Here is a 24907-nt window from a genome sequence, read left to right as displayed (position 1 = left end):
TTGTGGATGCGCCGAGGAGCGCAGGGCCAGACGGATCAGGGCAAAAACTTGTTTGAGCCGCAGGCGAGTTGTTTTTGACCCCGGCTGGACCGAGCACCGCAGGTTGCCCGTAGCGAAGCGGAGGGACGCAGCAACCAGGGTCGCCTTTTTTTGCTTACTTTTTTTGGCGAAGCAAAAAAAGTGAGTCGCATGCCGGGCGACCCCGGCCAGCACGCCTACGCAGAGGGCATACCGCCAGAGCAACCATCAGGCTTTAAGAAACAACCCATCAAGCCGCTTATCCCACTTGGCCCCCGGCAACACATCCGCCAACTGCGTATCGCCAAAAGAAAAAGTCCCCCGCAGCACCTGAGCCAACACCGCCCGATAGTCGTGATGCGCAGGAAGGTCCCGCCCTTCATTCAGCTGCGAAAGACCACTCCACACCCCATGCCAGCGCCCGCCGGCAACGCGATTACCCATGAGCCACATCGCATTACCGAAGCCGTGGTCGGTGCCACGGGTGCCGTTCTCCGCGCTGGTGCGGCCGAACTCGCTCATGACCACCACCACGTCGCCGGGTTCGGAAAAATCCTGGCGCAGTTGGGCGATGCCGCGCGCGAGGTTGCCCAGGTTGTTGGCGAGCTGGCCGGTGGCGGCGCCCTGGTTGGCGTGGGTGTCCCAGCCGCCGGCGGACAAAAATCCCAGGCGCAGTTTGCGGTCGTTGCGCATCAGCGTGCCCAGGTGCTGCGCGTCCAGCTGCAGGCCGACCGGGTCGGCGGCGCCGTTGCTGGCCGCCAGCATTTGCGCCTTCAGGGCCTGGGCGTTGGCGGGTGCGCCGTCGCGGTCCAGGCTTTTGTCGGCCATGCGCTGGGCGTCCTGTGCCATTTTTTCGGTCCTGGCGGTTCGTTGCTCGGTGAGTTCCTGCGCGCTCTGCATGCGGCTGCCCGCGCCCTGGCGAAAGGCTTCGCTGACCTTGTCGTCGCCGGCGTACAAATCCATCAGCGCCTGGCGCGTGCGTTCGTTGGCGAGCACGCCGGTGCGTTCGGCCGACTGGCCGCGCGGGATCAGCCTGACGACCGAAGCCTGGCCATTCAGGATGGCGGGGTTGGCTTCGCCGACGCCCAGCGCGACCGCACCGGCCGGTGACGGTTTGCCGATACCCGCCGTGGTGTTGAGCCAGCCCGGCGCGCTGCTGGTCTTGCCGCCTTGCGCGATTTCCATCTGGTATTGCGCGTCGAAATGCGAACGGTTGGGCGCGGGCAGGCCGGCTGCGGGCACAAAGCCCAGCACGCCTTGTTGCCATAACGGCAGCAGCGGAGCCAGCGCGGGATGCAGCGCAAAAGTCCTGTCGAGCTTGATCGCGGTTTGTGCCGTGCCGTCAGGTGCCGCGATCGCGATGTTGGGACGAAGCGCGTAGTAGTCCTTGTCCGCATAGGGCACAAAGGCCGACAGGCCATCGTAGGCGCCGCGCAGGAAAACGACGATCAGGCGCCCGTTGTTGAGGCTCGCGGGCAGGGCTTGCGCCCACACACCGGGCGCGGCCAGCGACAGGGCGGACAGCGCGCCAAGGCCCAGCAGCCGGCGGCGTTGCAGCAAATTCGCCGATGAAGAAGGGTTGGAGTCCATGGATGTTCCCGTGGGTTATTTGCGCATGAAGTCGGGGCTGGCCAGCATCAAACCCGTGCGCATCTGCGCCGGTTCCTGCGCGATGCGTTCGCGTGTCGCGATGCTGAAAAACGCATTGAGGTAAGCCGGCTCGGCCGTGCGCTGGGCCAGGCCCATGGCGTAGTCGGCGCGGCGCGTGAGTGCTTCGGGCGCCAGCCAGGTGCCGGCATCGGTCTTGTAGCCGTCGGGCGTTTGCCAGCCGTGCATGGGCTGGCCGGCCTGTGCGAGAAAGCCCAGGGTCTGCACGACATCGCGCCGCTCCTTCACACCGCCGGCCGCCGTGAGCGCAGAGCAGGCGAAGTCCAGCGGGGTCTTGAACAGCTGGTTGTCTTTGGCCCAGAATTCCGGCGATTCAATCAAGGTGCGCATCACCGCGCGCAGGTCGCCCTGTGTGGACATGAAGGTGGCGGCCAGCCTGTCGACCAGCGCGGCGGGCGGTTTGTCGGCGACAAAAAAAGTCGCCAGCCGCATGGAGACGCGCCGCGCCGTCTCGGGCCGGCGGGCCAGGTAGCGTATGGCTTCCTCGCCCTCTGCCACGCTCTCGTTGCCGAAGGTGCGGCCCAGCAAAACCTTGCTTTCCTTGTCGTGCAGGCGCTCGGCAAAACGGAAACCTTCGCCGTCCTTGAGGTTGACCGTCCACCCGGTCAGGATGCGGGCCAGCTCGCGCACGTCTTTTTGCGTGTAGCCGCTGTTCACGCCCAGCGTGTGCAGTTCCATCAACTCGCGCGCGTAGTTTTCATTGAGGCCGCGGCTGTTGCTTTGGGCCTGGTCCAGGTAGAACAGCATGGCCGGGTGTTTCGCGCTGGCCAGCAGCAGGTCTTCAAAGCGGCCCAGCGCATTGGCGCGTATCACGTTGACCACATAGTGGCCGACAAAGGGCCGCACCGAGCCCTTGCCGACAAACACATTGAGGTGGTTGAACCAGAACTCGGTCATGCGCGCGAGCATCGGGTTCTCGAGCGCCGGGTCGCTGCAGGACATCAGGCGCCATGCGGCGGCGTCCTGGGCCATGTCGCGGCTGAATTTTTCCGCGCCCGCGGCATTGGCCGCGGCGGGCATGCCCGGCTTGGCCGTCTCGCGCACCGTCCTGCGCGCTTCGCGTTCGGCCTGGAAGCCGAGCACGATGTCCTTGAGCGGTGCATTGATGCCGGCAAGTTCAGCGGGGAGCGTGGGAGGGCGTTTGCTGGCGGCATAGGCCATATCCAGCTGCTGTAGCGCCCAGGCGCGGGGTGAGGCCGCGGCCGCCTGCGCCGAATCCGGGGTGGGCGCATAGCCCAGGCGCGAGGCGGCGCGCCAGGTGGCGGCCAGGTTGGCTGAATACGGCGCGGCATAGTCCTGCGCTTGTGCCTGTGCCGCGGAGCCGGCAAGGCAAGCCAATAAGGCCGGTACGGCCGCCAGCATGCCGGCCATGGAGTTCGCTGTGGGCATGGTTTTTCTCCTAGCCCTTTGTAACGCATCCGGCGCGGCTTGCGTTGAATGCGGCCTTGGGCTTTACACAGGTTTACCGCTCTATGTCCAAACGCCCTGCCCGGCCCGATCCCGTGTTACAGCGTCAGGATGGTGCAGCCCGTGGTCTTGCGGGCTTCGAGCGCGCGATGCGCTTCGGCCACGTCGGCCAGGGCAAAGCGCTGGTCGATGGGGATGTGGACCTTGCCGCTGGTGACCATGGCGAACAGGTCGTCCGCCATTTCCTGCGTGGTTTCGCGGGTCGCGATGTGGGTGAACAGCGTGGGCCGGGACACATACAGCGAGCCCTTGGCGGCCAGCATGCCGATGTCCAGCGGCGGCGTCTTGCCCGAGGCGTTGCCGAAGTTGGCCAGCAGGCCGAAGGGGCGCAGGCAGTCCAGCGACTTGAGGAAGGTGTCCTTGCCGACCGAGTCGTACACCACCTTCACGCCCTTGCCGCCGGTGATCTCCTTGACGCGGGCCACAAAGTCTTCCTTGGCGTAGTTGATGGCGAAGGCCGCGCCCTGCGACAGGGCCAGCGCGCATTTTTCGTCGGAGCCGGCCGTGCCTATCAATTGCAGCCCCAGCGCCTTGGCCCACTGGCAGGCGATCAGGCCCACGCCGCCGGCCGCCGCGTGGAAGAGCACAGGGTCACCGGCCTGCAGGCCGCCCTGCGGCAGCGTGCGGCGCAACAGGTATTGCGCGGTCAGGCCCTTGAGCATCATGGCCGCGCCGGTCTCAAACGAGATCGCATCGGGCAGCTTGCACACGCACTTGGCCGGCATCACGCGCAGCTCGCAATAGCTGCCGGGCGGCTGGCTGGCGTAGGCCGCGCGGTCGCCCGCCTTCAGGTGGGTGACGCCTTCGCCCACGGCCTCGACGACGCCCGAGGCTTCCATGCCCAGTTGCAGCGGCATGGCAAAGGGGTAGACGCCGCTGCGCTGGTAGACGTCGATGTAGTTCAGGCCCACGGCCTTGTGGCGTATGCGGATCTCGCCGGGGCCGGGCTCGCCCACCTCCACGTCCACCAGCGTGAGTTCTTCGGGACCGCCGTGCTGGTTGATGCGTACGGCTTTGGAGGAATAAGAGGCCATGGGGGGTGTTCCTTGCAGAGGGGGAGATAAAAGCGAAAAGCGTGGGCGACATGGTGCCATGAATCGGGACAAGCCGCAGAGGGTCAAATCCGGGCCCGCCCGTGCAAAACCGCATCGCTTGGTAAAGTCCCCGCATGACCCAACGCCTGACACCCGCCACCGCCTCGCTGCTGGTGATCCCTCCCATGCTCTGGGCCGGCAATGCCGTCGTCGGCCGCCTCGTCACCGGCCTGGTGCCGCCCATGACGCTCAATTTCCTGCGCTGGGCCCTGGCCTTTTTAATTCTGCTGCCGCTGGCCTGGCAGGTGCTCAAACCGGGCAGCAGCCTGTGGCCGCACTGGAAGCGCTTCGCGGTGCTGGGCCTGCTGGGCGTGGGTTGCTACAACGCGCTGCAATACCTGGCGCTCAAGACCTCGGCGCCGCTCAACGTCACACTGGTGGCCTCCAGCGTGCCGATCTGGATGCTGATCGTGGGTGCGCTGTGCTTCGGCCAGGCCGTGTCGCGCCGCCAGGTCGCCGGCGCCGTGCTGTCGATTGCCGGTGTGCTGGTGGTGCTGTCGCGCGGCCGGTGGGACTTGCTCATGCAGGTGCAGCTCGTGCCCGGCGACCTCTATGTGCTGCTGGCCACGCTGGCCTGGGCCTTCTACAGCTGGCTGCTGTCGCAACCGAAAGAGCCGCCGGAACTCCGCCGCGACTGGGCCGCCTTTCTGCTGGCGCAGATTGCGTTCGGCCTGGCCTGGTCGGGCGCTTTCGCCGCGGCTGAATGGACCGTGACGGACGCCCACATCACCTGGGGCTGGCCGCTGGCCGCGGCTCTGCTGTATGTGGCCGTGGGCCCCGCGGTGATCGCCTACCGCTGCTGGGGCATGGGCGTGCAGCGCGTCGGCCCGGCGATCGCCGGATTTTTTTCCAACCTCACGCCGCTGTTCGCCGCCCTGCTCTCCGTTGCGTTTCTCGGCGAGCTGCCGAACCTTTACCACGCGGTGGCCTTTGTGCTGATCGTGGGCGGGATTGTGGTGTCCTCGCGGCGCTGAGACGGGCGAAAAAGCCGAATCAGCGGCTGGCGTTCGCCCGCAAGCCAATTCTGGATGGACCCGATGTCCAGATCAAACCACGAAGGCCAGATTAAATTGCATACTGCGAGATCATTCCCTTAGACAACCCAAGCAGCATGGAAGCACCAGATTTCAGTCAATTTCCCCAACCCGAGTCCAATGACGTGGATAGCGTCGGCAGCGCCATTGAGGCGCTTCGCAATGCCCACGACCAACAGTCCGCGGAAGAGGCCTGCGACGAATTTCTTTGGGCCATGGGAAACAATCACGCAGGCACTTTCTATCCGGTCGTCCTGGCTGCCCTGCCGCAGATCCAGCAAATCGTGAGTGACGGCGACCCCTGGTCTCAACGCGCGGCAATGGAGTCACTCATAGACCTCGGCGGCTCATTCGTTCCGGAAAAAGGGCATGAGCTATACCTTGGGGCGTCAGTTCAAAAAACGCTTCAGGCATTCATCCATTCAATGCGGCCCAAAGTTGCGCTGCTGGCGCAGGGCACTGGCGCAGTCTCCAGGAGCGCAGGCGATTTGCTGGAGCTCATCGATGATCAAGCCGTCTAAGCCCGCCGTCGAAGAAGCGGCCGCGGGCGGCCCGCTCCCTGCCTGGAACCTTGCATCCATGGTTTGATTTTCACAACACATTGCGCAAAACCACCGCGTAAAACTTGCCAAGCCCGCGCGGGCTCTTCAGAATCCGTTCCTTGCTTTGAGCCGCTGCACAACGAACAACCTTGCGCAGTTCACCCCTCGAGGCCCTTAAGACCCATGACTTTGTTCACTCACACCTGACGCACCCTCCACTGCCCCCGGCTGGATATGGTGCCAACCATACCCAGCCCTGCGGGCAGTCGGTGCCGTGCCTTCACGTGTGAAGCGCGCTCCGCAAACCCCAGGCTGATTTTTCGCCGGGGTTTTTGCTTTCTGGAGCGTGCACATGAGTGCCAAAACTTTTTCCCGTGACTTTGCCGCCGGCAAGGTCAAGCACTTGCGGCGCATGAAGCAGCCGCTTGCCTTGACCGTGCAGCTACCCGCACCGCGCAACCCTGTGGTGCAGGCGCTCGTGCGCCGCGCCATCACGTCCGGCGCGGGCAAACATATTCGCAGCACAGGCGCCAACCGCCGTGCTGAAACCGTGGCCTTGCACAAGGCCCTCAAAAGATTGATTGACTGACATGAAGAACGACCTGACAACCAACACCGCAGCCGCGATGCGGGTGCCGCCCGAGCTGATGCGCGAGCGCAGCGCCCACCTGGCGCTGGTGGCCGCCGAGCTGAAGACCGAGCTGTTCGGCATTGACGACATCATCGACCGGGTGATCGAGTCGATACGCGCCTGGTATGTGCTGCCGCACATCATCCGCCGCCCGGTGATCGTGTGCCTGTGGGGCCTGACCGGCACCGGCAAGACCCAGCTCACGCGCAGCCTGGCGCAAAAGCTGGGCTTTTATGACCGCTTCGTCGAAGTGCAGATGGACGGCTTCAGCAACGGCAGCAGCTGGCGCAGCGCCGACTCCATCAGCGCGATGCTGGCGGAGTCCGGCGTCGCCGAGAGCGAGCCCGGCATCCTGGTGCTGGACGAGTTCCAGCGCTTTCGCACCGTCGACGAAAAAGGCAAGGACTTTGCCGTCAAACGCTACCAGGACGTGTGGCAGCTGCTGTCCGACGGGCGCCTGCCGCCGTCGCTGTCGTTTCTGCAGGAACTTGAATCGTCACTGGCTTTCTCTCAATACGAGCATGAGCGCGAAGCGCAGGCGGATGACAAGCCCGCAGCGGACGGCGCCCTGCCGAAAAAACTGAAGTTCAAGCTCTCGCCCTACCAGGCCCAGGAGTTCAAGCAAAGCCTCAAGCTCAAGGAGCCGCTGCAGGAAGTGATGACCTGGACGCCCCAGCAACTACAGGAGCGCATGCTGGAATTCAGGACCTCCACCGACGCATGGGAAACCGATTACAGCCGCCTGCTCATCATCGTCTCGGGCAACCTGGACGAGATGTACGAGGGCACTGCCAGCCGCGTGGAGGACTGCGACACCGATGCCGACATCTTCCACGAGCTGACGAAAAAGCTGTCGGTGATCGACGTCAAGAAAGCACTGGGGGAGCGTTTCAAGCCCGAGCAGATCGCCCGGCTGGGCAACAACCATGTGATCTACCCCTCGCTGAGCCAGGCCACCTACGAGCGGCTGATCCGCAGCACCTGCGCCCGCTATGCCGATGAAATGCAGGCGAGCGCCGGGCTGTCTTTCGAGCTGCATGAATCGGTGTACGAGGGCATTTATGCCAATGCGGTGTTTCCGGCCCAGGGCACGCGCCCCCTGTTCTCGTCGATCCATGCCATCCTGAGCGCGCCGCTGGTCAATGCCGTGCTGTGGGCTTTTGAGCAGGACGTTCCGGCGGACGCCACGCTCAACGTGAGGCTGGACGCGGCCACGCAGTGCCTGCACGTCAGCCACGGCGCGGACGGCGGGCCGTGCATCGCCTACCCCGTGCCGCTGGACCTGAACCAGCTCAAGCAGCGCGCCAGCCCGGACTTCCGGGCCCTGCTGGCCGTGCATGAGGCGGGCCATGGCCTGGCTTACGGCCGCCTGTTCGGCCACGCACCGCAGGAGGTCAAGATCAATGTCGCGTCCTTCGAGGGCGGCTACAACAGCTATGTGCGCATGAAGGCCGAGTCGCGGCAAAGCTGCCTGGACCGCCTCTGCGTGGGCCTGGCCGGCCGCGCCGCCGAAGCCCTGGTGTTCGGCGAGGACGCCTGCACCACCGGCAGCGAGAGCGATTTCAAGAACGCCACCGCGCTCGCTGCGCGCTTTGTGCGCCACTTCGGCTTCGGCAAGCGGCTGAGCCGCACCGACGTGACCGACAGCACGGAGGAGAACATCAACACCGACGTGGAGCCGACCAACGCAGAGATCGAGGCCCTGCTCGCACAGGCCTATGCACGCGCGCAGGCGCTGCTCGCCACGGATTCGGCGCTACTGCTGCAGATCGTGGACGAGCTGCTGGCGCACGGCCAGGTGAGCAAGGAAAAAATGGCCGGCCTGCTGGGGGTGGGTATCGCGACGGAGGAAAAGATGCTCATGCCTTATGCCGAGCAGCTCCAGGTGTTCGGCCTGCAGCACGGGCTGATGCGGCGGGTGCGCGAAGCGGCGGCGGAACCCCGTGAGAAATCACTGGGATGAACGCAAAAAAAAGCACGGTGGGCAGCCCATGCTGCCCTCCGTGCCCAACTTTCCACCAACGGAAATCTTTTCAAATCTGAGCCGCTCACAACCTCTGCCGCGTTGTTGACCAAGCCTTGCTCCCTCTCCCTCTGGGAGAGGGCGGGGGTGAGGGTCGCTGCCCGTGCAAAAAACGGTGGCGTATTGACCACCGCTAGCCCTCACCCCAACCCTCTCCCAGAGGGAGAGGGAGTAACACCATGACCGCTTCGCCGGGTTTTGTGAGCGGCTCCTGGTCATCAAGCCTTGACCGGATGCTCCTTCACACGGCTGACCAGCTGCGTCGGGTTGACAAAGCGCAGCGCGATCAGCAGCCACAGCACGGTGATCGCCATGTAGATCATGGCCATGGCGTCCACCGACTGGCCGGCGCGCACGCCGGCGGCGAACACCGCGTAGTAGAGCGCGACCACCAGGGTCTGGGTGTCGGGCCCGGCCACCAGGAAGGTCAGCTCGAACATCGCCACCGTGCGCACCAGCACCAGCAAGCCGGCCGCCAGCACGCCGGGCGCCAGCAGCGGCACCAGGGTGTAGAGGAACATCTGCCGCGTGTTGGCGCCGAAGACGCGCGCGGCCGATTCGATGTTGGTGTCTATCTGCTCGACGAAAGGCGTCATCACCAGGATCACAAACGGCAAGGCCGGGATCATGTTGGCGATGATCACGCCCGGCAAGGTGCCGGCCAGGTGCAGCTGGTACATCACCGTGGCCAGCGGAATGCCGTAGGTAATCGGCGGCACCATCAGCGGCAGCAGGAACAGCAGCGTGAGCAGCTTCTTGCCGCGAAAGTCCTTGCGCGCCAGCGTGTAGGCGGCGGGCACGCCTATCAGCAGCGACAGGAAGACCACCGAGAACACCACCACCACGGTGACGACCAGCACGTGGCCGAGCTGGAATTCCTTCCAGGCCGAGACGTACCAGTTCAGGGTGTAGGCCTCGGGCAGCCAGGTGCCCAGCCAGCGCGTGGCGACCGAGTTGGTGGCGACGGCGATGATCATCATGCCGACGTTCACGAGGAAGAAGGCGATCAGCCCCCAGACCAGCGCGCGCCAGGCGCGGTCGCGCAGCGGGTCTTTCTCGTGCATCTGTTGAGTGTTCATGCTGCTCATCCCTTGCCCCCCGCCACCGGGCCGCGGTAGAAGAAGGAGCGCAAGCCCAGCGCCGCGACGACGATGGCCAGCTGGACCAGGCCCATGATCATGGCGACGGCCGAGGCCAGCGAATAGTCATACTGTTCAAAGGCCGCTTCATAGGCGGCGATGGCGATCACACGCGTGGTGCCGGCCGGCGAGCCCAGCAGCACGGCCGAAGGAAACACCGAAAAGGCCTGCACAAAACACAGGCAAAACGCCATGACCAGGCCCGGCGTGAGCAGCGGCAGGTAGATGTGGCGAAAGCGGTTCCAGCCGTCGGCCCCCAGCGTGGCCGCGGCGCGCGGCAGCGCCGGGTCTATGCCGGTGATGTAGGAGAGGATCAGCAGATAGGCAAACGGGAAACCGGTGATGATCAGCGAGATCAGCACGCCCCAGTAGTTATGGGTGAGGCGTATCGAGCCCTCATACACATGCAGGTAACGCAGCGTCTGCGCGAGCCAGCCCTGCGGGCCGAAGTAGGTCAGCATGCCTTCGGCGATCAGCACCGTGCCCAGGGTCAGCGGCACCACCAGCAGGGTGGACAGGAAACGCTGGTACGGGCCCTTGACGCGCGTGGCATAGGCGATGCCCAGCGCGCAGGCCACGTTGATGATCGTGGCCGGCAGCGCCAGCTGCATGGTGTTGCCTATCGTCATCCACAGATCCTGCGTCTGGAAGAAGTGGATGTAGTTGTCGAATATCCCGCCTTGCTGCGGCTGGAAGGACAACAGCAAGCCGTAGGCAAAAGGGTAGACAAAAAACATCACCATCAGCGCGGCGGCCGGCGCCACCAGCATGACGGCCGGGTCGAAAGGCGGGCGCCGCGCGGCGCCTTGCGGCGGCGGCAGGGTCATGGCGCTCATCTCAGCTTTCCCCTGCGTAGACCAGCACGCGTTCGGCCGGGGCCGACAGCATCACATGGTCGCCCGGGACGACGGCGCGCGACGAACGCACGTAGAGCAAATCGTCAAACGAGGTCCTGACCTGCAGCAGCCATTCGCGGCCGCCGTATTCGGCGGTTTCGACAATGCCGGGAAAGGCCTGCGGGCCTTCGCCGATGATCAATTCGTCGGGCCTTATTGCTGCCATGGCCGTGCCACCTGTGAGCGTTTGCATGGCGGTGGCGGCCATCAGCACGCCACCGGGTCCTTCCAGTGTCAGCCCGACTCCGTTGGCCTGCGCCACCCGCACGGGCAGCACATTGCGGTAGCCCATGAAACGCGCGATGTCCAGCGTCGCCGGGCGCGCGAACACCTCCTGCGGCGTGCCGATCTGCTGCACCACGCCCAGCTTCATCACCACGATGCGGTCGGCCATGGCCAGGGCTTCGTCCTGGTCGTGCGTCACGTAGACGGTGGAGCAACCCTGGGCGCGGTGGATGCGGCGGATCTCGGAACGCATTTCAATGCGCAGCTTGGCGTCCAGGTTGGACAGCGGCTCGTCCATCAGGATCAGCGGCGGCTCGATCACGATGGCGCGCGCAATCGCCACGCGCTGCTGCTGGCCGCCCGACAGCTGCCCGGGCAGCTTGTTGGCATGCGCCTGCAGCTGCACGGTGTCCAGCGCGGCGGCAACACGCTGGTCGATCTCGGCCGAGGGCACGCCGCGCATCTTCAGGCCGAAGCCCACATTGCGGCTGACCGACAGGTGCGGAAACAGCGCGTAGTTCTGGAACACCATGCCGAAACCGCGCTTTTCGGGCGGCAAGGTGTCTATGCGCCGCTCGTCCAGCCAGATGCTGCCGTCCGACAGCGGCATCAGGCCGGCCATGCAGTTGAGCGCGGTCGACTTGCCGCAGCCCGAGGGGCCCAGTAGCGCGATGAATTCACCGCGCTCTATGGTCAGCGAGAGTTTTTCGAGCGCGTGGGCGCCGCCGAAGCTGCGGCTCACGCCGTCCAGGCGCAGTTGCCTGAACTCGTTTTTCGCCGCGGGCCGTCCCGCGGTGTTGGGCATCACCATGTCAGAAACCTTTTCATGCCCGCATCGCGGGTTTGTTTGTTATTTGGAGTTGCTCACAAAACCCAGCGAAGCGTTCCTGGCCAGGCGCGTCGCCGCAGACAGTGCACCAGCACGGCAAGGCGGCGCAACAACGCCAGGAGGGTTTTTGAGCGACTCCTACTTCGCCTTGCCCGAACCGATTTCCTGATCCCACTTCTTGAAGGCGGCCACCAGGGCCTTGTCTTCCAGCGGCTGGGCGTGCGGGTTTTTGGCGATCCAGTCGGCGTACTCGGCGCGGCCGAACTCCTTGATCACGTCCTGGCTTTTTTGCGGCGCGGCGCTCAGCGGCACGTCCTTCACGGCCGGGCCGGGGTAGAAATAACCGGCGTCATAGGTCAGCGCCTGCTGCGCGGGCTTGAGCAAAAAGGCCATCAGCTCCAGCACCACGGCCTGGCGCGCGGCGGGCAGGCCCTTGGGCATGACCATGAAGTGCGCATCATCGACCCAGGTGAAATTGCTGAAGGCCGCGACCTTGAACTGCTTGGGCACTACACCCAATGCGCGCGGGTTGATGTCCCAGCCGGTCATGGTCACGGTCATGTCGCGCGAGCCTTCGCCGAGTTCCTTGAACACGGCGCCTGTGCCTGTGGGGTAGTACTCGATGCAGCTGTTGAGTTCTTTCAGGTAAGCCCAGGTCTTGTCCCAGCCGGCGATCGGGTCTTTGGGGTTTTTGTCGCCCAGCATGTAGGGCAGGCCCATCAGGAAGGTGCGGCCGGGGCCGGAGTTGGCCGGGCGCGCGTAGATCAGCTTGTTGGGATTGGCCTTGCACCAGCTCAGCAGTTCGGCGGGCGTCTTGGGCGGGGTCTTGACCTTGTCTGGGTTGTACTCGAGCAGCGGGCCTGCCGGCGTGTAAGTCACCATGACGCCCTGGCCGCTGGAGAGGTCCTGCATCTTGCGCGCGGCCGGCAGGTAGTTGTCCACCAGGTTGGGGAATGTCGCGGCATGCGCGGGCAGCAGCGGCTCCCAGAGGTTGAGCGCGATGCCCGCGGCCAGCGCGTCGGTGCCGGTCAGCACCAGGTCGATGTCGGTGCGGCCGGCGGCCTGCATGGCGCGTATCTTGCCGGGCAGCTCGGGCGACGGCGCCTTGGTGAAGGTGATGCGCGAGACCAGCGTCGGGTTCTTCGCGGCGAAGGACTCCAGCGCTTCCTGCGTGAGCGCCAGGTTGCCGGCCACGTCGACGACGTTGAGGGTCACGGGCTGCGCGAACGCCGAAGCGCCCGCGAACGCCGCGAGGAAGCCCGCGGCCCGCAGGCCCCGGGCCAGGCGGGACATCAAATGCTCGAACTTGATCATGATCTTGTCTCCTTCATTGTTGGTGTGAAAAGCGAACGGTGAACGGTGAACAGGGAAAACGGAAATGCGGGCTTCGGCCGGCCCCTAAAAACGCGGGCTCACGCCGGAAAATTCCGGCTGGTATTTGCGCATCTGCGCCAGGTCGTTGCGGTTGCGTATCCCGCAATCAAGGTATTGCTGGTGCAGTTCGACCAGTTTGGCCGGGTCGAGTTCCACGCCCAGTCCGGGAGCTGTCGGCACCCTGACGGCGCCTTCTTCAAACTGGATGCGGCCGCCCTTGATGACTTCTTCTTCCTGCCACGGGTAATGCGTGTCGCAGGCATAGGTGAGGTTGGGAATCGCGGCCGCCGCATGCGTCATCGCCATCAGGCTGATGCCCAGGTGCGAGTTCGAATGCATGGACATGCCCATGCCGAAGACCTCGCACATGCGCGCCAGCGATGCCGTGGCGCGCAGGCCGCCCCAGTAGTGGTGGTCCGACAGCAGGATCTTCACCGCGTTCAGCGACGCGTTGCGGCGGAACTCGTCCATGGTGGTGACCACCATGTTGGTGGCCAGCGGGCTGCGGCAATGTTTGGCAAGCTCGGCCATGCCTTCGAGGCCCGGCGTCGGGTCTTCGTAGTACTCAAGCAGTTCGTCGAGCTCGGGCGCGGCGTCAATGCTGGTCTGCAGCGACCAGTTGGCGTTCGGGTCCAGCCGCAAAGGATGCGTGGGAAAGGCTTTGCGCAAGGCCTTGATGCCGGCGATCTCTTCGGCGGGCGTGAATACACCGCCCTTGAGCTTGATGCTTTTGAAGCCGTACTGGTCCACCATGGCCTGGGCTTGTTTGACAAGTTGCGCGGGCGTCACGGCCTCGCCCCAGGCGTCGGGCGCATAGGGCTTGTCCGCATGCTCGGCGTATTTGTAGAACAGGTAGGCGCTGTACGGCACGGCGTCGCGCACCGCGCCGCCCAGCAGGTCGCAGATGGGCAGGTTCAGCAACTGGCCCTGCAGATCGAGCATCGCGACTTCCAGCGCGCTGATGACCTTCTCGGCGTTCTTCGCGGTGTGGGAACCGGGCGCGAGTTCAAACTGCACGCCGCCGCCCTGCCCCGGCTTGATGCTGGCGCGCACGCGCTGCTCCATCACGTTGAGGTCGAAGGGCGAAAGGCCGATGGCCAGCGCGCGCGCCTGCTCCAGCACCGCCAGCATGGGCGCGTCGCCATAGGTTTCGGCAATGCCCAGGCGGCCGTCGGAGGTTTCGAGTTCGATGATGCTGCGCAGGGCCCAGGGCTCGTGGATGCCGCTGGCGTTGAGCAGCGGGCCGTCGCGGAACGCAATGGGCGTGACGCGGGCGTGCGTGATGCGGATGTCGTTTTTTCTCATTGTCAGCTTGCCGTGGCTCCGGATTTTTTGACCAGCTCGGCCCAGCGCGTGATTTCGCTTTTCATGTGGGCGGCCAGTTCGTTGGGGGTGCTCGCGATGATTTCCATGCCGAGCTGGTCGTGCAGCTTGGCAACCACGTCGGGCATTTTCAGGATCTTGGTGATCTCGGCATTCAGGCGCTGCACGATGGGCTGCGGCGTGCCCTTGGGCGCATAGACGGCTTGCCAGGACGACATCTCGAACTTCGCGATGCCCGACTCCATCATGGTGGGCAGTTCGGGCGCCAGCGCGATGCGTTTGGCGGTGGTCACGGCCAGCAGCTTGAGCTTGCCGGCCTGCACCAGCGAGACGGCGGCCGTCATCTGGTCGAACATGAAAGGTACTTGCCCGGCCACCACGTCCATCATCGCGGGCGGCGTGCCCTTGTAGGCCACGTGCGTGAGCGGCACGCCTATCAGCTCGGCGAACATCTCTCCGGCCAGGTGGGTGGAGGTGCCCGCGCCCGACGACGCGAAATAGCGCTTGGTCGGGTCGCGCTTGAGCAGCGCCACCAGGTCGGCCACCGAATTGAGGCCCAGCGCCGGATTCACGATGAGCACATTGGGCAGCATGGCCACCAGCGAGACCGGCTCGAAATCCTTCACCGGGTCGTAGGGCAGGTTCTTGTAGAGGCTGGCATTGATGGCATGCGTGCTGATGGTGCCGCCGAACAGCGTGTAGCCGTCGGGCTTGGCCTTGGCCACGTAGCTCGCGCCCACGGCGCCGGCCGCGCCAGGCTTGTTGTCGACCACCACCGGCTGGCCCAGGGTTTCCGAGAGTTTTTGCGACAGGGTGCGGCCTATGACGTCGGTGGAACCACCGGGCGTGAAAGGCACGACGTAAGAGATCGGCTTGGTGGGCCAGCCCGGCGTGGTGGTGTCGCCGGCGGCCAGCGCGCGCAGCGGCAAGGACGCGGAAAGCGCCGAAAGGCCCAGGCCGCCCAGGCTGCCCAGCGCCGTGCGGCGCGTGAAGTGAGTGCTCATCTTTTTGTCTCCTGATGTTTTAGGGCCCCTGCCCGTCCGGCGGACGTTCCGGGTCTTGATCGAACGCTTATGTTAGCGCTAACAAATGAGGATGTTAATGAGCAAAACCTGTGCCGTCAAGTCAGGCGCTGGCTCTTTCGATAATGGAAAACCCGAGGTCGCGGACCTTGGGACCGGGGTCCAGGCCCTCGACGCGGTCCAGGATAAAACGCGCTGCCTGGCGGCCTATGGAGGTGCCGTCTATGCGCACGGTGCTGAGCGCGGGATGGGTGTGCGCGGCAAAGGGCATGTCGCCGAAACCCATGACCGCCACGTCGCCCGGCACCGTCATGCCCATGGCCTGCACTTCGGTGATCACGCCCTGCGCGATCACGTCCGAGCCGCAGAACACCACGTCGGTCTGCCCATGCCCGGCCCACAGCTGCGCGAAGCCGGACCGCCCGTTGGCCAGCGACGAGGGCGCGGGCACCATGCAGGCGGGAATCGCGGGCACGCCCAGCGCCGCGAAGCGCTGCTCGAAACCCGTGCGCCGCAGCATGGCGCGCTGGTCGTCGGCGGTGATCAGCGCGGGTTTGCGGTAGCCCTTGCGGTAGAGGTAGTCGGCCACTTCGGCGCCGGCTTTCTCCTGTGAAAACCCGACGATCATGTCAATGGGCGTGGGCGTGATGTCCCAGGTTTCGACGATGGGAATGCCCGAGGCCAGCAGGCGGCGCCGGCCCTCGGAAGAATGCATGATGCCGGTCAGCACGATGCCGTCGGGCCGGCGGCCCACGATGGCGTCGATCAGCGCGTCTTCGCGCGCGCCGCTGTAGCCGCTCTGGCCCAGAATCAATTGGCAGCCGGCCTCGGCCAGCGCGTCGGTCAGCGCCTGTATGGTTTCCAGGAACACCGGCCCGGCGATGGTGGGCACCAGCGCCGCCACCAGGCGGCTGCGGTTGGATGCCAGGCCGCCGGCGACCAGGTTGGGCACATAGCCGCTGCGCGAAATCGCGCCGCGCACGCGCTCCAGCGTTTCGGGCGACACCGCCGCCGGCGTGTTGAGCGCGCGCGACACCGTGATGGCCGAAACACCGGCCAGGCTGGCCACGTCGCTGAGGGTGATGCCGCCGGTGCCGGGGCGCGGGGCGCGCTTGGCTTTTCGCAGCGTCTCTGAGGGTGACTTCATGCCCCGGATGTTAACGCTAACCTGGCCCGCAGCGGCCGTTCATTCCTCATCCAGGCCGAACTCCCGCCTGAAGGCATCGCAAAATTCAGCGCTGCCGCTGAGGGACAAGGTGACAGTGTGCCGCGGCTTGCCGGGCGGATCGGCAAGTACCGTCACCGCGCGCGCCGCTTCGTCGTAAAGCAACACCTGCGGCGCCGTGTATTCGAGCAGGCCGTGCAGGTCGTAGTCCCAGTCAAAGCCTTCGTCGAGCGGGCCGCGCCGGCCCGGGAATTGCGCATGTGCCCAGTCCAGCACCCGCACGACCTCGGCATGCACGGCCGGCGCGCGCTCCGGCCAGGTGGAGGCCACGGCCTCCATCGAACCTGTGCCGTCGGTATCTTCGGCATATCCAAAGCTGAGGTAACGCAGGCTCATGGGATTGCCCCCTCCGTATCAGTAAGTACCCTGGTAGGCCCCGCCGTCGGCCAGCACGTTCTGCCCGGTCATGTAGCCGGCTTGCTGGCTGCAGAGGAAAGCGCAAATGCTGCCGAACTCCTCGGGCGTGCCGAAACGCTGGGCGGGGATATTCTTGCGCCGCGCATCCATGACGGCTTCCAGAGGCTGGCCGCTTTTTTGGGCGACGCTGCTGAAGTTGTCGCGCAGGCGGTCGGTCTCGAAGGCGCCGGGCAGCAGGTTGTTGAAGGTCACGCCCTGCGCCGCGAGCTTGCTGCGCGCCACGCCGGCCACAAAACCGGTGAGGCCGCTGCGCGCGCCGTTGGACAGGCCAAGGATGTCGATGGGCGCCTTGACCGCGCTGGAGGTGATGTTGACGATGCGCCCGAAGCCGCGCGCGGCCATGCCGTCGACCGTGGCCTTGATGAGTTCGATCGGGGTCAGCATGTTGGCGTCCACCGCCTTGATCCAGGTGTCGCGGTCCCAGTCGCGGAAGTCGCCGGGCGGCGGGCCGCCGGCATTGGTCACCACGATGTCGAAGTCCTTGCGCACCGCGAACACCGCGGCGCGGCCTTCCACGGTGGTGATGTCGGCCGCGACGTATTGCACGCTGGCACTCGCCGGCCTGGCCTTGTCGGCCGTCAGCTGGGCGGCCGCGGCCCGCAGCACTTCCTCCCCGCGCGCCACGATCAGCACATGCGCGCCTTCGCGCACCAGCGCCTGCGCGCAGCCCAGGCCCAGACCCTTGCTCGCGCCGCACACCAGCGCCCATTTGCCTGCTATACCCAAATCCATAATAATTCCTTGATGACAACACGGGGGGAGAGCGGCTGATGATACTGAGTAAATCCAACATGCAGGCGGGGGTGGTTATCCCCTTGCTGCTGGCCGCCCTGCTGGCCTTCGGCGCCGCGGCCCAGGCCCAGCCGCAGGGCGAAGCGGTGCTCATCAAGCGCGCGGCGCAGTTGCGCGACGGCCCGGGCGACACGGCCCGCAGCCTGGCGCCGCTGCCGGTGCAGACCTCGGTGACACGCCTGGGCGAGCGCCAGGGCGCCTGGATCAAGGTGCGCACGGCCGACGGCACCAGCGGCTGGGTGCACATGTTCGACATCACCTCGGCCAGCGCGCCATCGGGCGGCGCCGGAACCGGCGCGCTGCGCAGCCTTTCAAGCTTTTTCAACAAGGGCAGCGCGCAGACGCCTTCCAGCACGGTGTCCACCTCCACCGTCGGCATACGCGGCCTGGGCGCCGAAGACCTGGCCAATGCGCAGCCCAACCTGGCTGCGGTGGCGCAGGCCGACGCCAACCGCGTGAACGCCGCGCAGGCCCGGCAGTTCGCCGGCGGCGCCTCGCTCAGCAGCCGGCAGGTCGAGCCGCTGCCGGTGCCCGCGCCGCCGCCGGCCGCGCCCGGCGCCGCCGGGCCCGACCAGTACAGCCGCTGACAAAGCAACGACAAAAAAACAGGAGGCATCGACATGCATCTTCACCACTTCGGCCGCGCGGCTCCTTCCCTGGCCCTCCTGGCGCTCCTCGCCGGCCTGGCCTCCCCCGCTGCCCAGGCGCAGGACGCGGGCAAGGCGCTGGGCGGCCTGTTCCAGTCGCTGATACGCCCCGGCCAGCCCGCGCAGCCGGCACCGCAACCCAACTCGCCGTCCGGCATCGCCGGCGCGCTGCTGGGCGCCAGCCTGGCGCCGGCGGGCGCGCAGCAGGCGGCCCAGGGCGGCGACCTGGTGCAGCTGCTGTCGCAGTCGCTGGACCAGATCGACGAGCCGCGCGAGATCCAGATCGGCCAGCAGCTGGCCGCCGTGCTGCTGGGCAGCAAGCCGCTCTACCCCGACATGGCCCTGCAGCGCTACGTCAACCAGCTGGGCCGCTGGATCAGCCTGCAGTCGTCCCGCCCCGACCTGCCCTGGACCTTCGCCGTCCTCGACGACCCGGGCTTCAACGCCTTCGCCACGCCGGGCGGTTATGTGTTCGTCACCAAGGGCTTGATAGACCGCGTCGCCGACGAAGGCGAGCTGGCCGGCATCCTGGCCCATGAGATCACCCACGTCACGGCCAAACACCACCTGATCGCGATGAACAAGGCCGCGCGCGCCGGCCTCTTGACGCAGGTCATCGGCTCGCAGCTCAAGAACGACCTGGGCGGCCTGGTGTCCTCGCAGCTGCTGGCGCTGGGACGCAACATGTACACCAAGGGGCTGGACCAGCAGGATGAATTCGACGCCGACCGCAGCGGCGTGGCCCTGGCCACGCGCGCGGGCTTCGACCCCTACGGCCTGGTCGCGGTGCTGCAGCAGTTGCGCACCGCCGCACCCGACGACGCGCTGTTCGCCTTGTCGCTGAGCACGCACCCGCCCGCACAAACGCGTTTGAACCAGCTGGAACAAGCCATGGGCACGCGCCTGGACGCCTATGCCGGCCAGCCGGCCGTCACGGTGGCGCAGCGCGTGAGTGCTTCGAACCGCCGGCCCACGGCAGCCCAGGCACCTGCAAAGCCATCAGCCAAAAAATAAAAAGCCCGACCGCTGCGAAGGTGTGGAGGCTTATGCCAGCCGGGGCCGCGGAACCGGCTTTGCCGGGCCGCAGGCGCAGCGCCCCCTCGGGGGCAGGGAGCTACACGAAGTGAGCGACCGTGGGGGCTCTATCTGGTTCTGGTGAACACAAAGATGCCGGCAATCACCAGCGCCGTCCCCGCCGCCACCCAGGCCGTGAACGGCTCACCCAGAATCAGCACGCCCATCAGGATGGTGGACATGGGCCCCACCATGCCGGTCTGCGCGGCCATGCCGGCGCCTATGCGCTCGATGGCCATCATCACCATGAGCACGGGCACGGCGGTGCACAGCGTCGCATTGAGCAGCGACAGCCAGATCACCTCGGGCGCGACGGCGGCGGCGCTCATGGGCCGCAGCAGCACGAACTGCAGCAGGCAACACAGGCACGCCACCGTGGTGGCCAGGCCCACCAGGCGCAGCGCGCCCAGGCGCCTGACCATCTCGCCGCTGTAGACCAGGTACAGCGCGTAACTTACCGCGCTCAGGAACACCAGCAGCGCGCCCCAGGCCGCGTCGGCGCCCTGCAGCGTGATCTCGTGGCCGAACACCAGCACCACGCCGCAATAGCTGATGGCCATGCCGATGATCTGCGGCGCGCTGACGCGGCGCTTGTACATCACCAGGCCCAGCAGCAGCACCAGCGTGGGGTTGAGGTAAAGAATCAGGCGCTCCAGCGAGGCGCTGATGAAAGCCAGCCCGGCGAAGTCCAGAAAACTCGCCAGGTAGTAACCCGTGAAGCCCAGCCACAGCACGCCCAGCCAGTCCTTGCGCGTGAGCGCCGCCTTGCCGCGGCTGGCCCACCAGGCCATCACCGCGAAGATGGGCAGCGCGAACAGCATGCGGTACATGATCAGGGTGACCGCATCCACGCCGTAGCGGTAAGCCAGCTTGACGATGATGGCCTTGCCGCTGAAGGCGATGGCGCCGAAGGTGGCCAGCAGCAGGCCGGGGACCAGGCTTTTGGGCTCTGCCGGGGTCGCGGGAAGCGTCGGGGTTGTGGGGGTGTGGGGTGATGGACTCAAAATCGCTTCTTAAAAACCCACGGCCTGGCCGTCGCGCCGCGCATCGCTGGCCGCCACATAACCTTCAACCTTGGGGTTGCCGGCGCGCCAGATGAACTGGCCCGCGCCGAAATCCTGGTAGGAGTCGTTGATGACTTCCATGCGGTGGCCGCGTCCGGCCAGGCCCTGCACCGTGCCCGCGTCCATGGCGGACTCGACGTTGATCTCCAGGCCCGCGTTGTAGCGCCAGCGCGGCGCATCGCAGGCGGCCTGCGGGTTCTGGCCGTAGTCCAGCATGCGCACCAGCGTCTGCATGTGGCCTTGCGGCTGCATGTTGGCGCCCATCACGCCGTAGCTCATCACCGGCTGCCCGTCCTTGCTCACGAAGGCCGGGATGATGGTGTGGAAGGGCCGCTTGCCCGGCGCGACCTGGTTGGCGCCCGGCTGCAGGCTGAAGCCGTGGCCGCGGTTTTGCAGGCTGACGCCGAATTCGGGCTCGACGCAGCCCGAGCCGAAGCCCATGTAGTTGCTCTGGATGAAGCTCACCATCATGCCGTCTTCGTCGGCCGCCGTGAGGTAAATCGTGCCGCCCTTGACGGGGTTGCCCGCGCCAAAGTCCTGTGCCTTTTTCATGTCGATCAGTTTGGCACGGGATGCGAGGTAGGCGTCATCTAGCATTTGCTCGGCCGTCACCGCCATTGACGAGGGCTCGGCCACATAGTTGTACACGTCGGCAAAGGCCAGCTTCATGGCTTCGATCTGCAGGTGCTGCGAATCCACGCCGTCGACCGGCATGCCGGCCACGTCGAACTTGTCCAGGATGCCCAGCGCGATCAGCGCGGCAATGCCCTGGCCGTTGGGCGGGATCTCATGCAGCGTGTAGCCGCGGTAGTCCCGGCCTATGGGCTTGACCCATTCGGGTTTGTAGTTCTCAAAGTCTTTGGCGGTGATGCTGCCGCCGTTCTGCGCGGAGAATTTTTCAATCGCCTGGGCAATCGCACCGCCGTAATAGGCCATGCCCTTGGTCTCGGCAATCGCGCGCAGAGCCTTGGCCGCGGCCTTGAACTGGAACAACTCGCCCACATTCGGCGCGCGGCCCCAGGGCAGGAAGGACTGCGCGAATCCCGGGAGCGACTTGAGTTCGTCCGTAGCGGCCGCCCACTTCTGCTGCACCACGGTCGGCAACAGGTAGCCGCGCTCGGCGATTTCGATGGCCGGCTCCATCAGGTCGGCAAAGGGCAGCTTGCCGAAGCGCTCGCTCAGCGCCATCCAGCTGGCGACCGCGCCCGGCACGGTGACCGAATCCATGCCGCGCTTGGGCGGCGTCTGTGCGTCGGCGCCGTACTTGCGCTGGAAGTACTCCGGCGTCCAGCTCTGCGGCGCACGGCCCGAGGCATTGAGGCCGTGCAGTTCCTTGCCGTCCCACAGGATGCAGAAGGCATCGCTGCCCAGGCCGTTGCTCACCGGCTCGACGATGGTCATGGCGGCCGCCGCCGCAATGGCTGCATCGACCGCGTTGCCGCCCTTGAGCATCATGCGCAGGCCGGCCTGCGCGCCCAGCGGGTGCGAGGTCGACACGACGTTGCGCGCGAACAGCGGCAGGCGGGTGGAGGTGTAGGGGTTGCCGAAGTTGAAGTTCATGGCGGGATTATCCAGGGTTTAAAACAAAGGGAACGGCGCCCGGAAGGCCCGCGGCCAGGCGTCAGAGGGCGGCGGGAGTGCAAGCCGCGGCGGCGGCCGACAGGCGCGCAGCCGCCATGCGCGCCGACAGCAAATGGTTGCGCATCTCCTGCCCGGCCGCCTCGGCATCGCCCGCCAGGATGGCATTGACCACGCGGCTGTGCTCAAGGACGGATTCTTCCAGCCGCTCGTGCCTCGCGAACTGGCCGCGCCGGAAGGGCATCACGCGGTCCCGCAAGGCGCCCGTGGTTTCCTGCAGGAAGGGGTTGTGCGCGCCCGCGAACACCAGCGCGTGGAATTCACGGTTGGCGCGGTCATACAGCTCCATGTCGCGCTCGCGCGCGGCCTGCCGGCCCAGCGCGTGGCAGGCGCGCAAAGCCTCGCGCTCGGGCAGCGTCATGCGCAGCGCGGCATAGCGGGCGCAGGAGGACTCGAGCTCAGCGATGGCCTCGAACATCAGGTCCAGGTCGGCGGAGGTCAGGCTGCGCACCACCGAGCCGCGGTGCGGGCGGTAGTTGGCCAGGCCGGTGGCGGCCAGTTGCTTGAGCGCCTCGCGCACCGGGGTGCGCGAAACGCCGCAGCGGCTGGCAATGGCTTTTTCATCCAGGTGCGTGCCGGGCGGCAACTGGCCCAGCACGATTTCATCGGCCAGGCGGCTGAAGACGCGCTCGCACAAGCTGCCCTGGCCCGCCAGCGGATGCGCGGTCACGGCCGTCATGGCAACATCGCCGCCGGTGTCGCCGGATGCCAGCAGGCAGCCTGGTGCGTGCCGTGCGCTGCCAGTTCAGGCACGCGCGCGCGGCAGACCTCGCTGCCGGCATTGCAGCGCGGCGCAAAGGCGCAACCGGCGGGCAGTTGCGCCAGGTCGGGCGGCGCGCCGTCAATCGCCGGCAACGGCCGGCCGCGCATGCCGGGCATCACGGTGGAGCCCATGAGGCCGCGGGTGTAAGGGTGCTCGGGCCGCGCAATGACGTCGGCCACACGGCCCTGCTCCACGATGCGGCCGGCGTACATGATGGCCAGGCGGTCCGAGATCTCGACCGCCGCACCTATGTCGTGGGTGACAAAAATCACCGACATGCCGAGCTCGCGCTGCAGCTCGCGCAGCAGCAGCAGGATCTGGATCTGCACCGTCGCGTCCAGCGCCGTGGTGGGCTCATCGGCCAGCAGCAGCCTGGGCTTGCAGCACAGCGCCAGGGCAATCATGGCGCGCTGGCGCATGCCGCCCGACAGCTCATGCGCATAGGCCTGCATGCGCCGTGCCGCCTGCGGAATCTGCACGCGCTCCAGCATCTGCAGCGCGCGCGCGCCGGCGGTTTTCGCGTCCACCGCCTCGTGGGCGCGGATCATCTCGACCATCTGCCGGCCTATGGTGTAGACCGGGTCGAAGGCCAGGCCCGACTCCTGAAACACCATGGACACCACGGCGCCCCGGTAGCGGTTCAGCGCCGCGCCCTGCAGGGCCAGCACATCCTGGCCGTCCACCAGGATGCGGCCTTGCACCCCGGTGGTTTTGGGCGGGTTCAGCCGCAGCAGGGTGCGCAGCGTGACGCTTTTGCCCGAGCCCGATTCGCCGAGCAGGCCCAGCGTCTCGCCTTGCGCCAGTTCCAGGTTCACGCCGTGCAGGGCCTGCACGGTACGCTCGCCCCTGAAGGTGACGTTCAGGTCCTGCACCGACAGCAGAGGGGGAAGAAGGGGCGCCGTCATGAAGCCCCCTGCATCGACGAAGACGGTAGAGCCGGCGCGGCCGAATGCCCGGACCCCGCGACCGCCATGTGGCAGGCGACCTCATGCGTTGTTGCCGCCGCCGACCATGCGCCCAGCACCGGGGCCGCGCCGGCGCACACCGCTTCGGCTTTCGGGCAACGGTCGCGAAAGCGGCAGCCGCCGGGCGGGCTGATGGGGTTGGGCGGGTCGCCGGCCAGCGGCGCCCGGGTGGTGCGGCGCGCCGGGTCCATGGACGGCACGGCCGACAGCAGCGCCTGCGTGTAGGGATGGCGGGCCGCGGCGTAAATCTGCTCCACGGGGCCGACCTCCACCACCTGGCCGAGGTACATCACCATCACGCGGTCGCACAGGTAATGCACCACGTGCAGGTCGTGCGAAATAAAGATGTAGGTCAGCCCATGCTCGGCCTTGAGCGCCTGCAGCAGGTTGAGCACCTGCGCCTGCACCGATTTGTCCAGCGCCGCGACCGCCTCGTCCAGGATCAGCAGGCGCGGCTCCAGCGCCAGGGCCCTGGCGATATTCACACGCTGGCGCTGGCCGCCCGACAGCTCGTGCGGGTAGCGGGCCGCGAACTGCGCGGCGCGCAGGCCCACGCGCTCCAGCAAATCATGGGCACGCGCCAGCGCCGCGGCCGCGCCCACGCCGTGCACGCGCGGGCCGAAGGCGATCGTGTCTTCCACCGTCATGCGCGGGTTCAGCGAGGCAAAGGAATCCTGGAACACCATCTGCAGGCCGCGCCGGTAGTCCTGCAGGGACACGCCGCCGAATTCGCCCACGCCCTCGCCGTCGAACACCAGCTTGCCGGCGTCGGGCGCCACCAGCCGCGCGACCAGGCGGGCGGTGGTGGACTTGCCGCAGCCCGACTCCCCGACGATGCCCAGCGTTTCCCCCTTGGCCACCTCGAAGCTCACGCCGTCGACCGCGTGGACGGCGCGCCGCGGGCGCACCCAGAAGGGGTCGCGCACCGGGAAGTGCTTGACCAGGCCGCGCACGGCCAGCAGGGGCTGCGCCGGGCCGCCCCGGTCGGGCGTGGGAAGCAGGGCCGCCTCGGGCGGCGGGGGTGTGGGGATGGTCAT

The 24907-nt window shown here is 66.6% G+C and carries 23 protein-coding genes and 1 pseudogene; 6 read left to right on the top strand and 18 right to left on the bottom strand.

Annotated features, from left to right (window positions below; translation table 11 throughout):
* The 4 genes and pseudogenes from ACLV74_RS11110 to ACLV74_RS11095 form a co-directional block, all read right to left on the bottom strand.
* Nucleotides 1–213: pseudogene (locus ACLV74_RS11110) on the bottom strand (hypothetical protein); the annotation flags it as partial.
* A 33-nt stretch (nucleotides 214–246) separates the two neighbouring features.
* Entirely contained in the window at nucleotides 247–1608 is a 1362-nt protein-coding gene (locus ACLV74_RS11105) for a DUF1501 domain-containing protein (RefSeq protein ID WP_411879460.1), read from the bottom strand.
* A gap of 15 nt (nucleotides 1609–1623) precedes the next feature.
* The gene (locus ACLV74_RS11100) at nucleotides 1624–3075 is read right to left on the bottom strand and encodes a DUF1800 domain-containing protein (RefSeq protein WP_411879459.1); all 1452 of its coding nucleotides are present in this window, start codon (nucleotides 3073–3075) and stop codon (nucleotides 1624–1626) included.
* Nucleotides 3076–3191: 116 nt separating this feature from the next.
* A complete protein-coding gene (locus tag ACLV74_RS11095) occupies nucleotides 3192–4187 on the bottom strand; it encodes a quinone oxidoreductase family protein (RefSeq protein WP_411879458.1) in 996 nt (331 codons plus the stop codon).
* A gap of 134 nt (nucleotides 4188–4321) precedes the next feature.
* On the opposite strand from ACLV74_RS11095, the gene ACLV74_RS11090 reads away from it, so the two are divergent.
* From ACLV74_RS11090 to ACLV74_RS11075, 4 genes are all read left to right on the top strand, one after another.
* Nucleotides 4322–5221: a DMT family transporter gene (locus ACLV74_RS11090; RefSeq protein ID WP_411879457.1), complete on the top strand. Its 900-nt coding sequence runs from the start codon at nucleotides 4322–4324 to the stop codon at nucleotides 5219–5221.
* A gap of 137 nt (nucleotides 5222–5358) precedes the next feature.
* Nucleotides 5359–5802 carry a hypothetical protein gene (locus ACLV74_RS11085; RefSeq protein WP_411879456.1) on the top strand — a complete coding sequence of 148 codons (444 nt, stop codon included), beginning with the start codon at nucleotides 5359–5361 and terminating at the stop codon, nucleotides 5800–5802.
* 373 nt (nucleotides 5803–6175) lie between these two features.
* Entirely contained in the window at nucleotides 6176–6412 is a 237-nt protein-coding gene (locus ACLV74_RS11080) for a hypothetical protein (RefSeq protein ID WP_411879455.1), read from the top strand.
* A gap of 1 nt (nucleotide 6413) precedes the next feature.
* A complete protein-coding gene (locus tag ACLV74_RS11075) occupies nucleotides 6414–8417 on the top strand; it encodes an AAA family ATPase (RefSeq protein ID WP_411879454.1) in 2004 nt (667 codons plus the stop codon).
* Nucleotides 8418–8695: 278 nt separating this feature from the next.
* Here the strand turns inward: ACLV74_RS11075 and ACLV74_RS11070 are convergent, their stop codons facing one another.
* The 9 genes from ACLV74_RS11070 to ACLV74_RS11030 all read right to left on the bottom strand — a co-directional run bounded on the left by ACLV74_RS11070 (nucleotide 8696) and on the right by ACLV74_RS11030 (nucleotide 17659).
* Nucleotides 8696–9565 (bottom strand): ABC transporter permease, encoded by an 870-nt coding sequence (locus ACLV74_RS11070; protein ID WP_411879453.1) that lies wholly within the window; start codon nucleotides 9563–9565, stop codon nucleotides 8696–8698.
* The gene (locus ACLV74_RS11065; protein ID WP_411879452.1) at nucleotides 9562–10452 is read right to left on the bottom strand and encodes an ABC transporter permease; all 891 of its coding nucleotides are present in this window, start codon (nucleotides 10450–10452) and stop codon (nucleotides 9562–9564) included. The genes ACLV74_RS11070 and ACLV74_RS11065 overlap by 4 nt, the downstream gene beginning before the upstream one ends.
* A gap of 1 nt (nucleotide 10453) precedes the next feature.
* On the bottom strand, nucleotides 10454–11548 hold the full coding sequence (locus ACLV74_RS11060) for an ABC transporter ATP-binding protein (protein WP_411879451.1): 1095 nt from the start codon (nucleotides 11546–11548) through the stop codon (nucleotides 10454–10456).
* A gap of 156 nt (nucleotides 11549–11704) precedes the next feature.
* Nucleotides 11705–12859, bottom strand: a complete 1155-nt coding sequence (locus ACLV74_RS11055) for an ABC transporter substrate-binding protein (protein WP_411879462.1) — start codon at nucleotides 12857–12859, stop codon at nucleotides 11705–11707.
* Between the two features lie 105 nt (nucleotides 12860–12964).
* A complete protein-coding gene (locus ACLV74_RS11050; RefSeq protein ID WP_411879450.1) occupies nucleotides 12965–14245 on the bottom strand; it encodes a glucarate dehydratase family protein in 1281 nt (426 codons plus the stop codon).
* Between the two features lie 2 nt (nucleotides 14246–14247).
* Entirely contained in the window at nucleotides 14248–15267 is a 1020-nt protein-coding gene (locus ACLV74_RS11045) for a Bug family tripartite tricarboxylate transporter substrate binding protein (RefSeq protein ID WP_411879449.1), read from the bottom strand.
* Between the two features lie 121 nt (nucleotides 15268–15388).
* On the bottom strand, nucleotides 15389–16432 hold the full coding sequence (locus ACLV74_RS11040) for a LacI family DNA-binding transcriptional regulator (RefSeq protein WP_411879448.1): 1044 nt from the start codon (nucleotides 16430–16432) through the stop codon (nucleotides 15389–15391).
* 39 nt (nucleotides 16433–16471) lie between these two features.
* Entirely contained in the window at nucleotides 16472–16846 is a 375-nt protein-coding gene (locus tag ACLV74_RS11035; RefSeq protein ID WP_411879447.1) for a hypothetical protein, read from the bottom strand.
* A gap of 18 nt (nucleotides 16847–16864) precedes the next feature.
* Complete coding sequence (locus ACLV74_RS11030; protein ID WP_411879446.1) at nucleotides 16865–17659, bottom strand: SDR family oxidoreductase; 795 nt, start codon at nucleotides 17657–17659, stop codon at nucleotides 16865–16867.
* Between the two features lie 38 nt (nucleotides 17660–17697).
* Between ACLV74_RS11030 and ACLV74_RS11025 the strand changes: the two genes are divergently transcribed.
* Together ACLV74_RS11025 and ACLV74_RS11020 are read left to right on the top strand one after the other, a co-directional pair.
* Nucleotides 17698–18306 carry an SH3 domain-containing protein gene (locus ACLV74_RS11025; RefSeq protein WP_411879445.1) on the top strand — a complete coding sequence of 203 codons (609 nt, stop codon included), beginning with the start codon at nucleotides 17698–17700 and terminating at the stop codon, nucleotides 18304–18306.
* 33 nt (nucleotides 18307–18339) lie between these two features.
* Nucleotides 18340–19380 carry a M48 family metalloprotease gene (locus ACLV74_RS11020; RefSeq protein WP_411879444.1) on the top strand — a complete coding sequence of 347 codons (1041 nt, stop codon included), beginning with the start codon at nucleotides 18340–18342 and terminating at the stop codon, nucleotides 19378–19380.
* A 128-nt stretch (nucleotides 19381–19508) separates the two neighbouring features.
* On the opposite strand, the gene ACLV74_RS11015 is transcribed toward ACLV74_RS11020, so the two are convergent.
* The 5 genes from ACLV74_RS11015 to ACLV74_RS10995 form a co-directional block, all read right to left on the bottom strand.
* A complete protein-coding gene (locus ACLV74_RS11015) occupies nucleotides 19509–20444 on the bottom strand; it encodes a DMT family transporter (protein ID WP_411879443.1) in 936 nt (311 codons plus the stop codon).
* A gap of 9 nt (nucleotides 20445–20453) precedes the next feature.
* Nucleotides 20454–22064, bottom strand: a complete 1611-nt coding sequence (locus tag ACLV74_RS11010; RefSeq protein WP_411879442.1) for a gamma-glutamyltransferase family protein — start codon at nucleotides 22062–22064, stop codon at nucleotides 20454–20456.
* A gap of 61 nt (nucleotides 22065–22125) precedes the next feature.
* A complete protein-coding gene (locus ACLV74_RS11005; protein WP_411879441.1) occupies nucleotides 22126–22821 on the bottom strand; it encodes a GntR family transcriptional regulator in 696 nt (231 codons plus the stop codon).
* Entirely contained in the window at nucleotides 22818–23810 is a 993-nt protein-coding gene (locus ACLV74_RS11000; protein WP_411879440.1) for an ABC transporter ATP-binding protein, read from the bottom strand. The genes ACLV74_RS11005 and ACLV74_RS11000 overlap by 4 nt, the downstream gene beginning before the upstream one ends.
* Nucleotides 23807–24907 (bottom strand): ABC transporter ATP-binding protein, encoded by a 1101-nt coding sequence (locus tag ACLV74_RS10995; RefSeq protein ID WP_411879439.1) that lies wholly within the window; start codon nucleotides 24905–24907, stop codon nucleotides 23807–23809. Before ACLV74_RS10995 ends, ACLV74_RS11000 begins: the two co-directional genes overlap by 4 nt.

This window comes from Polaromonas sp. YR568, from assembly GCF_943369415.1.
GTDB lineage: Bacteria > Pseudomonadota > Gammaproteobacteria > Burkholderiales > Burkholderiaceae_C > Polaromonas.
This window is presented reverse-complemented; position numbering and strand designations above follow the sequence as displayed.

Coding starts and splice junctions, on each gene's coding strand:
- ACLV74_RS11105 (WP_411879460.1), bottom strand. CDS start 1,608: ATGGACTCCAACCCTTCTTCATCGGCGAATTTGCTGCAACGCCGCCGG.
- ACLV74_RS11100 (WP_411879459.1), bottom strand. CDS start 3,075: ATGCCCACAGCGAACTCCATGGCCGGCATGCTGGCGGCCGTACCGGCC.
- ACLV74_RS11095 (WP_411879458.1), bottom strand. CDS start 4,187: ATGGCCTCTTATTCCTCCAAAGCCGTACGCATCAACCAGCACGGCGGT.
- ACLV74_RS11090 (WP_411879457.1), top strand. CDS start 4,322: ATGACCCAACGCCTGACACCCGCCACCGCCTCGCTGCTGGTGATCCCT.
- ACLV74_RS11085 (WP_411879456.1), top strand. CDS start 5,359: ATGGAAGCACCAGATTTCAGTCAATTTCCCCAACCCGAGTCCAATGAC.
- ACLV74_RS11080 (WP_411879455.1), top strand. CDS start 6,176: ATGAGTGCCAAAACTTTTTCCCGTGACTTTGCCGCCGGCAAGGTCAAG.
- ACLV74_RS11075 (WP_411879454.1), top strand. CDS start 6,414: ATGAAGAACGACCTGACAACCAACACCGCAGCCGCGATGCGGGTGCCG.
- ACLV74_RS11070 (WP_411879453.1), bottom strand. CDS start 9,565: ATGAGCAGCATGAACACTCAACAGATGCACGAGAAAGACCCGCTGCGC.
- ACLV74_RS11065 (WP_411879452.1), bottom strand. CDS start 10,452: ATGAGCGCCATGACCCTGCCGCCGCCGCAAGGCGCCGCGCGGCGCCCG.
- ACLV74_RS11060 (WP_411879451.1), bottom strand. CDS start 11,548: ATGGTGATGCCCAACACCGCGGGACGGCCCGCGGCGAAAAACGAGTTC.
- ACLV74_RS11055 (WP_411879462.1), bottom strand. CDS start 12,859: ATGTCCCGCCTGGCCCGGGGCCTGCGGGCCGCGGGCTTCCTCGCGGCG.
- ACLV74_RS11050 (WP_411879450.1), bottom strand. CDS start 14,245: ATGAGAAAAAACGACATCCGCATCACGCACGCCCGCGTCACGCCCATT.
- ACLV74_RS11045 (WP_411879449.1), bottom strand. CDS start 15,267: ATGAGCACTCACTTCACGCGCCGCACGGCGCTGGGCAGCCTGGGCGGC.
- ACLV74_RS11040 (WP_411879448.1), bottom strand. CDS start 16,432: ATGAAGTCACCCTCAGAGACGCTGCGAAAAGCCAAGCGCGCCCCGCGC.
- ACLV74_RS11035 (WP_411879447.1), bottom strand. CDS start 16,846: ATGAGCCTGCGTTACCTCAGCTTTGGATATGCCGAAGATACCGACGGC.
- ACLV74_RS11030 (WP_411879446.1), bottom strand. CDS start 17,659: ATGGATTTGGGTATAGCAGGCAAATGGGCGCTGGTGTGCGGCGCGAGC.
- ACLV74_RS11025 (WP_411879445.1), top strand. CDS start 17,698: ATGATACTGAGTAAATCCAACATGCAGGCGGGGGTGGTTATCCCCTTG.
- ACLV74_RS11020 (WP_411879444.1), top strand. CDS start 18,340: ATGCATCTTCACCACTTCGGCCGCGCGGCTCCTTCCCTGGCCCTCCTG.
- ACLV74_RS11010 (WP_411879442.1), bottom strand. CDS start 22,064: ATGAACTTCAACTTCGGCAACCCCTACACCTCCACCCGCCTGCCGCTG.
- ACLV74_RS11005 (WP_411879441.1), bottom strand. CDS start 22,821: ATGACGGCCGTGACCGCGCATCCGCTGGCGGGCCAGGGCAGCTTGTGC.
- ACLV74_RS11000 (WP_411879440.1), bottom strand. CDS start 23,810: ATGACGGCGCCCCTTCTTCCCCCTCTGCTGTCGGTGCAGGACCTGAAC.
- ACLV74_RS10995 (WP_411879439.1), bottom strand. CDS start 24,907: ATGACCATCCCCACACCCCCGCCGCCCGAGGCGGCCCTGCTTCCCACG.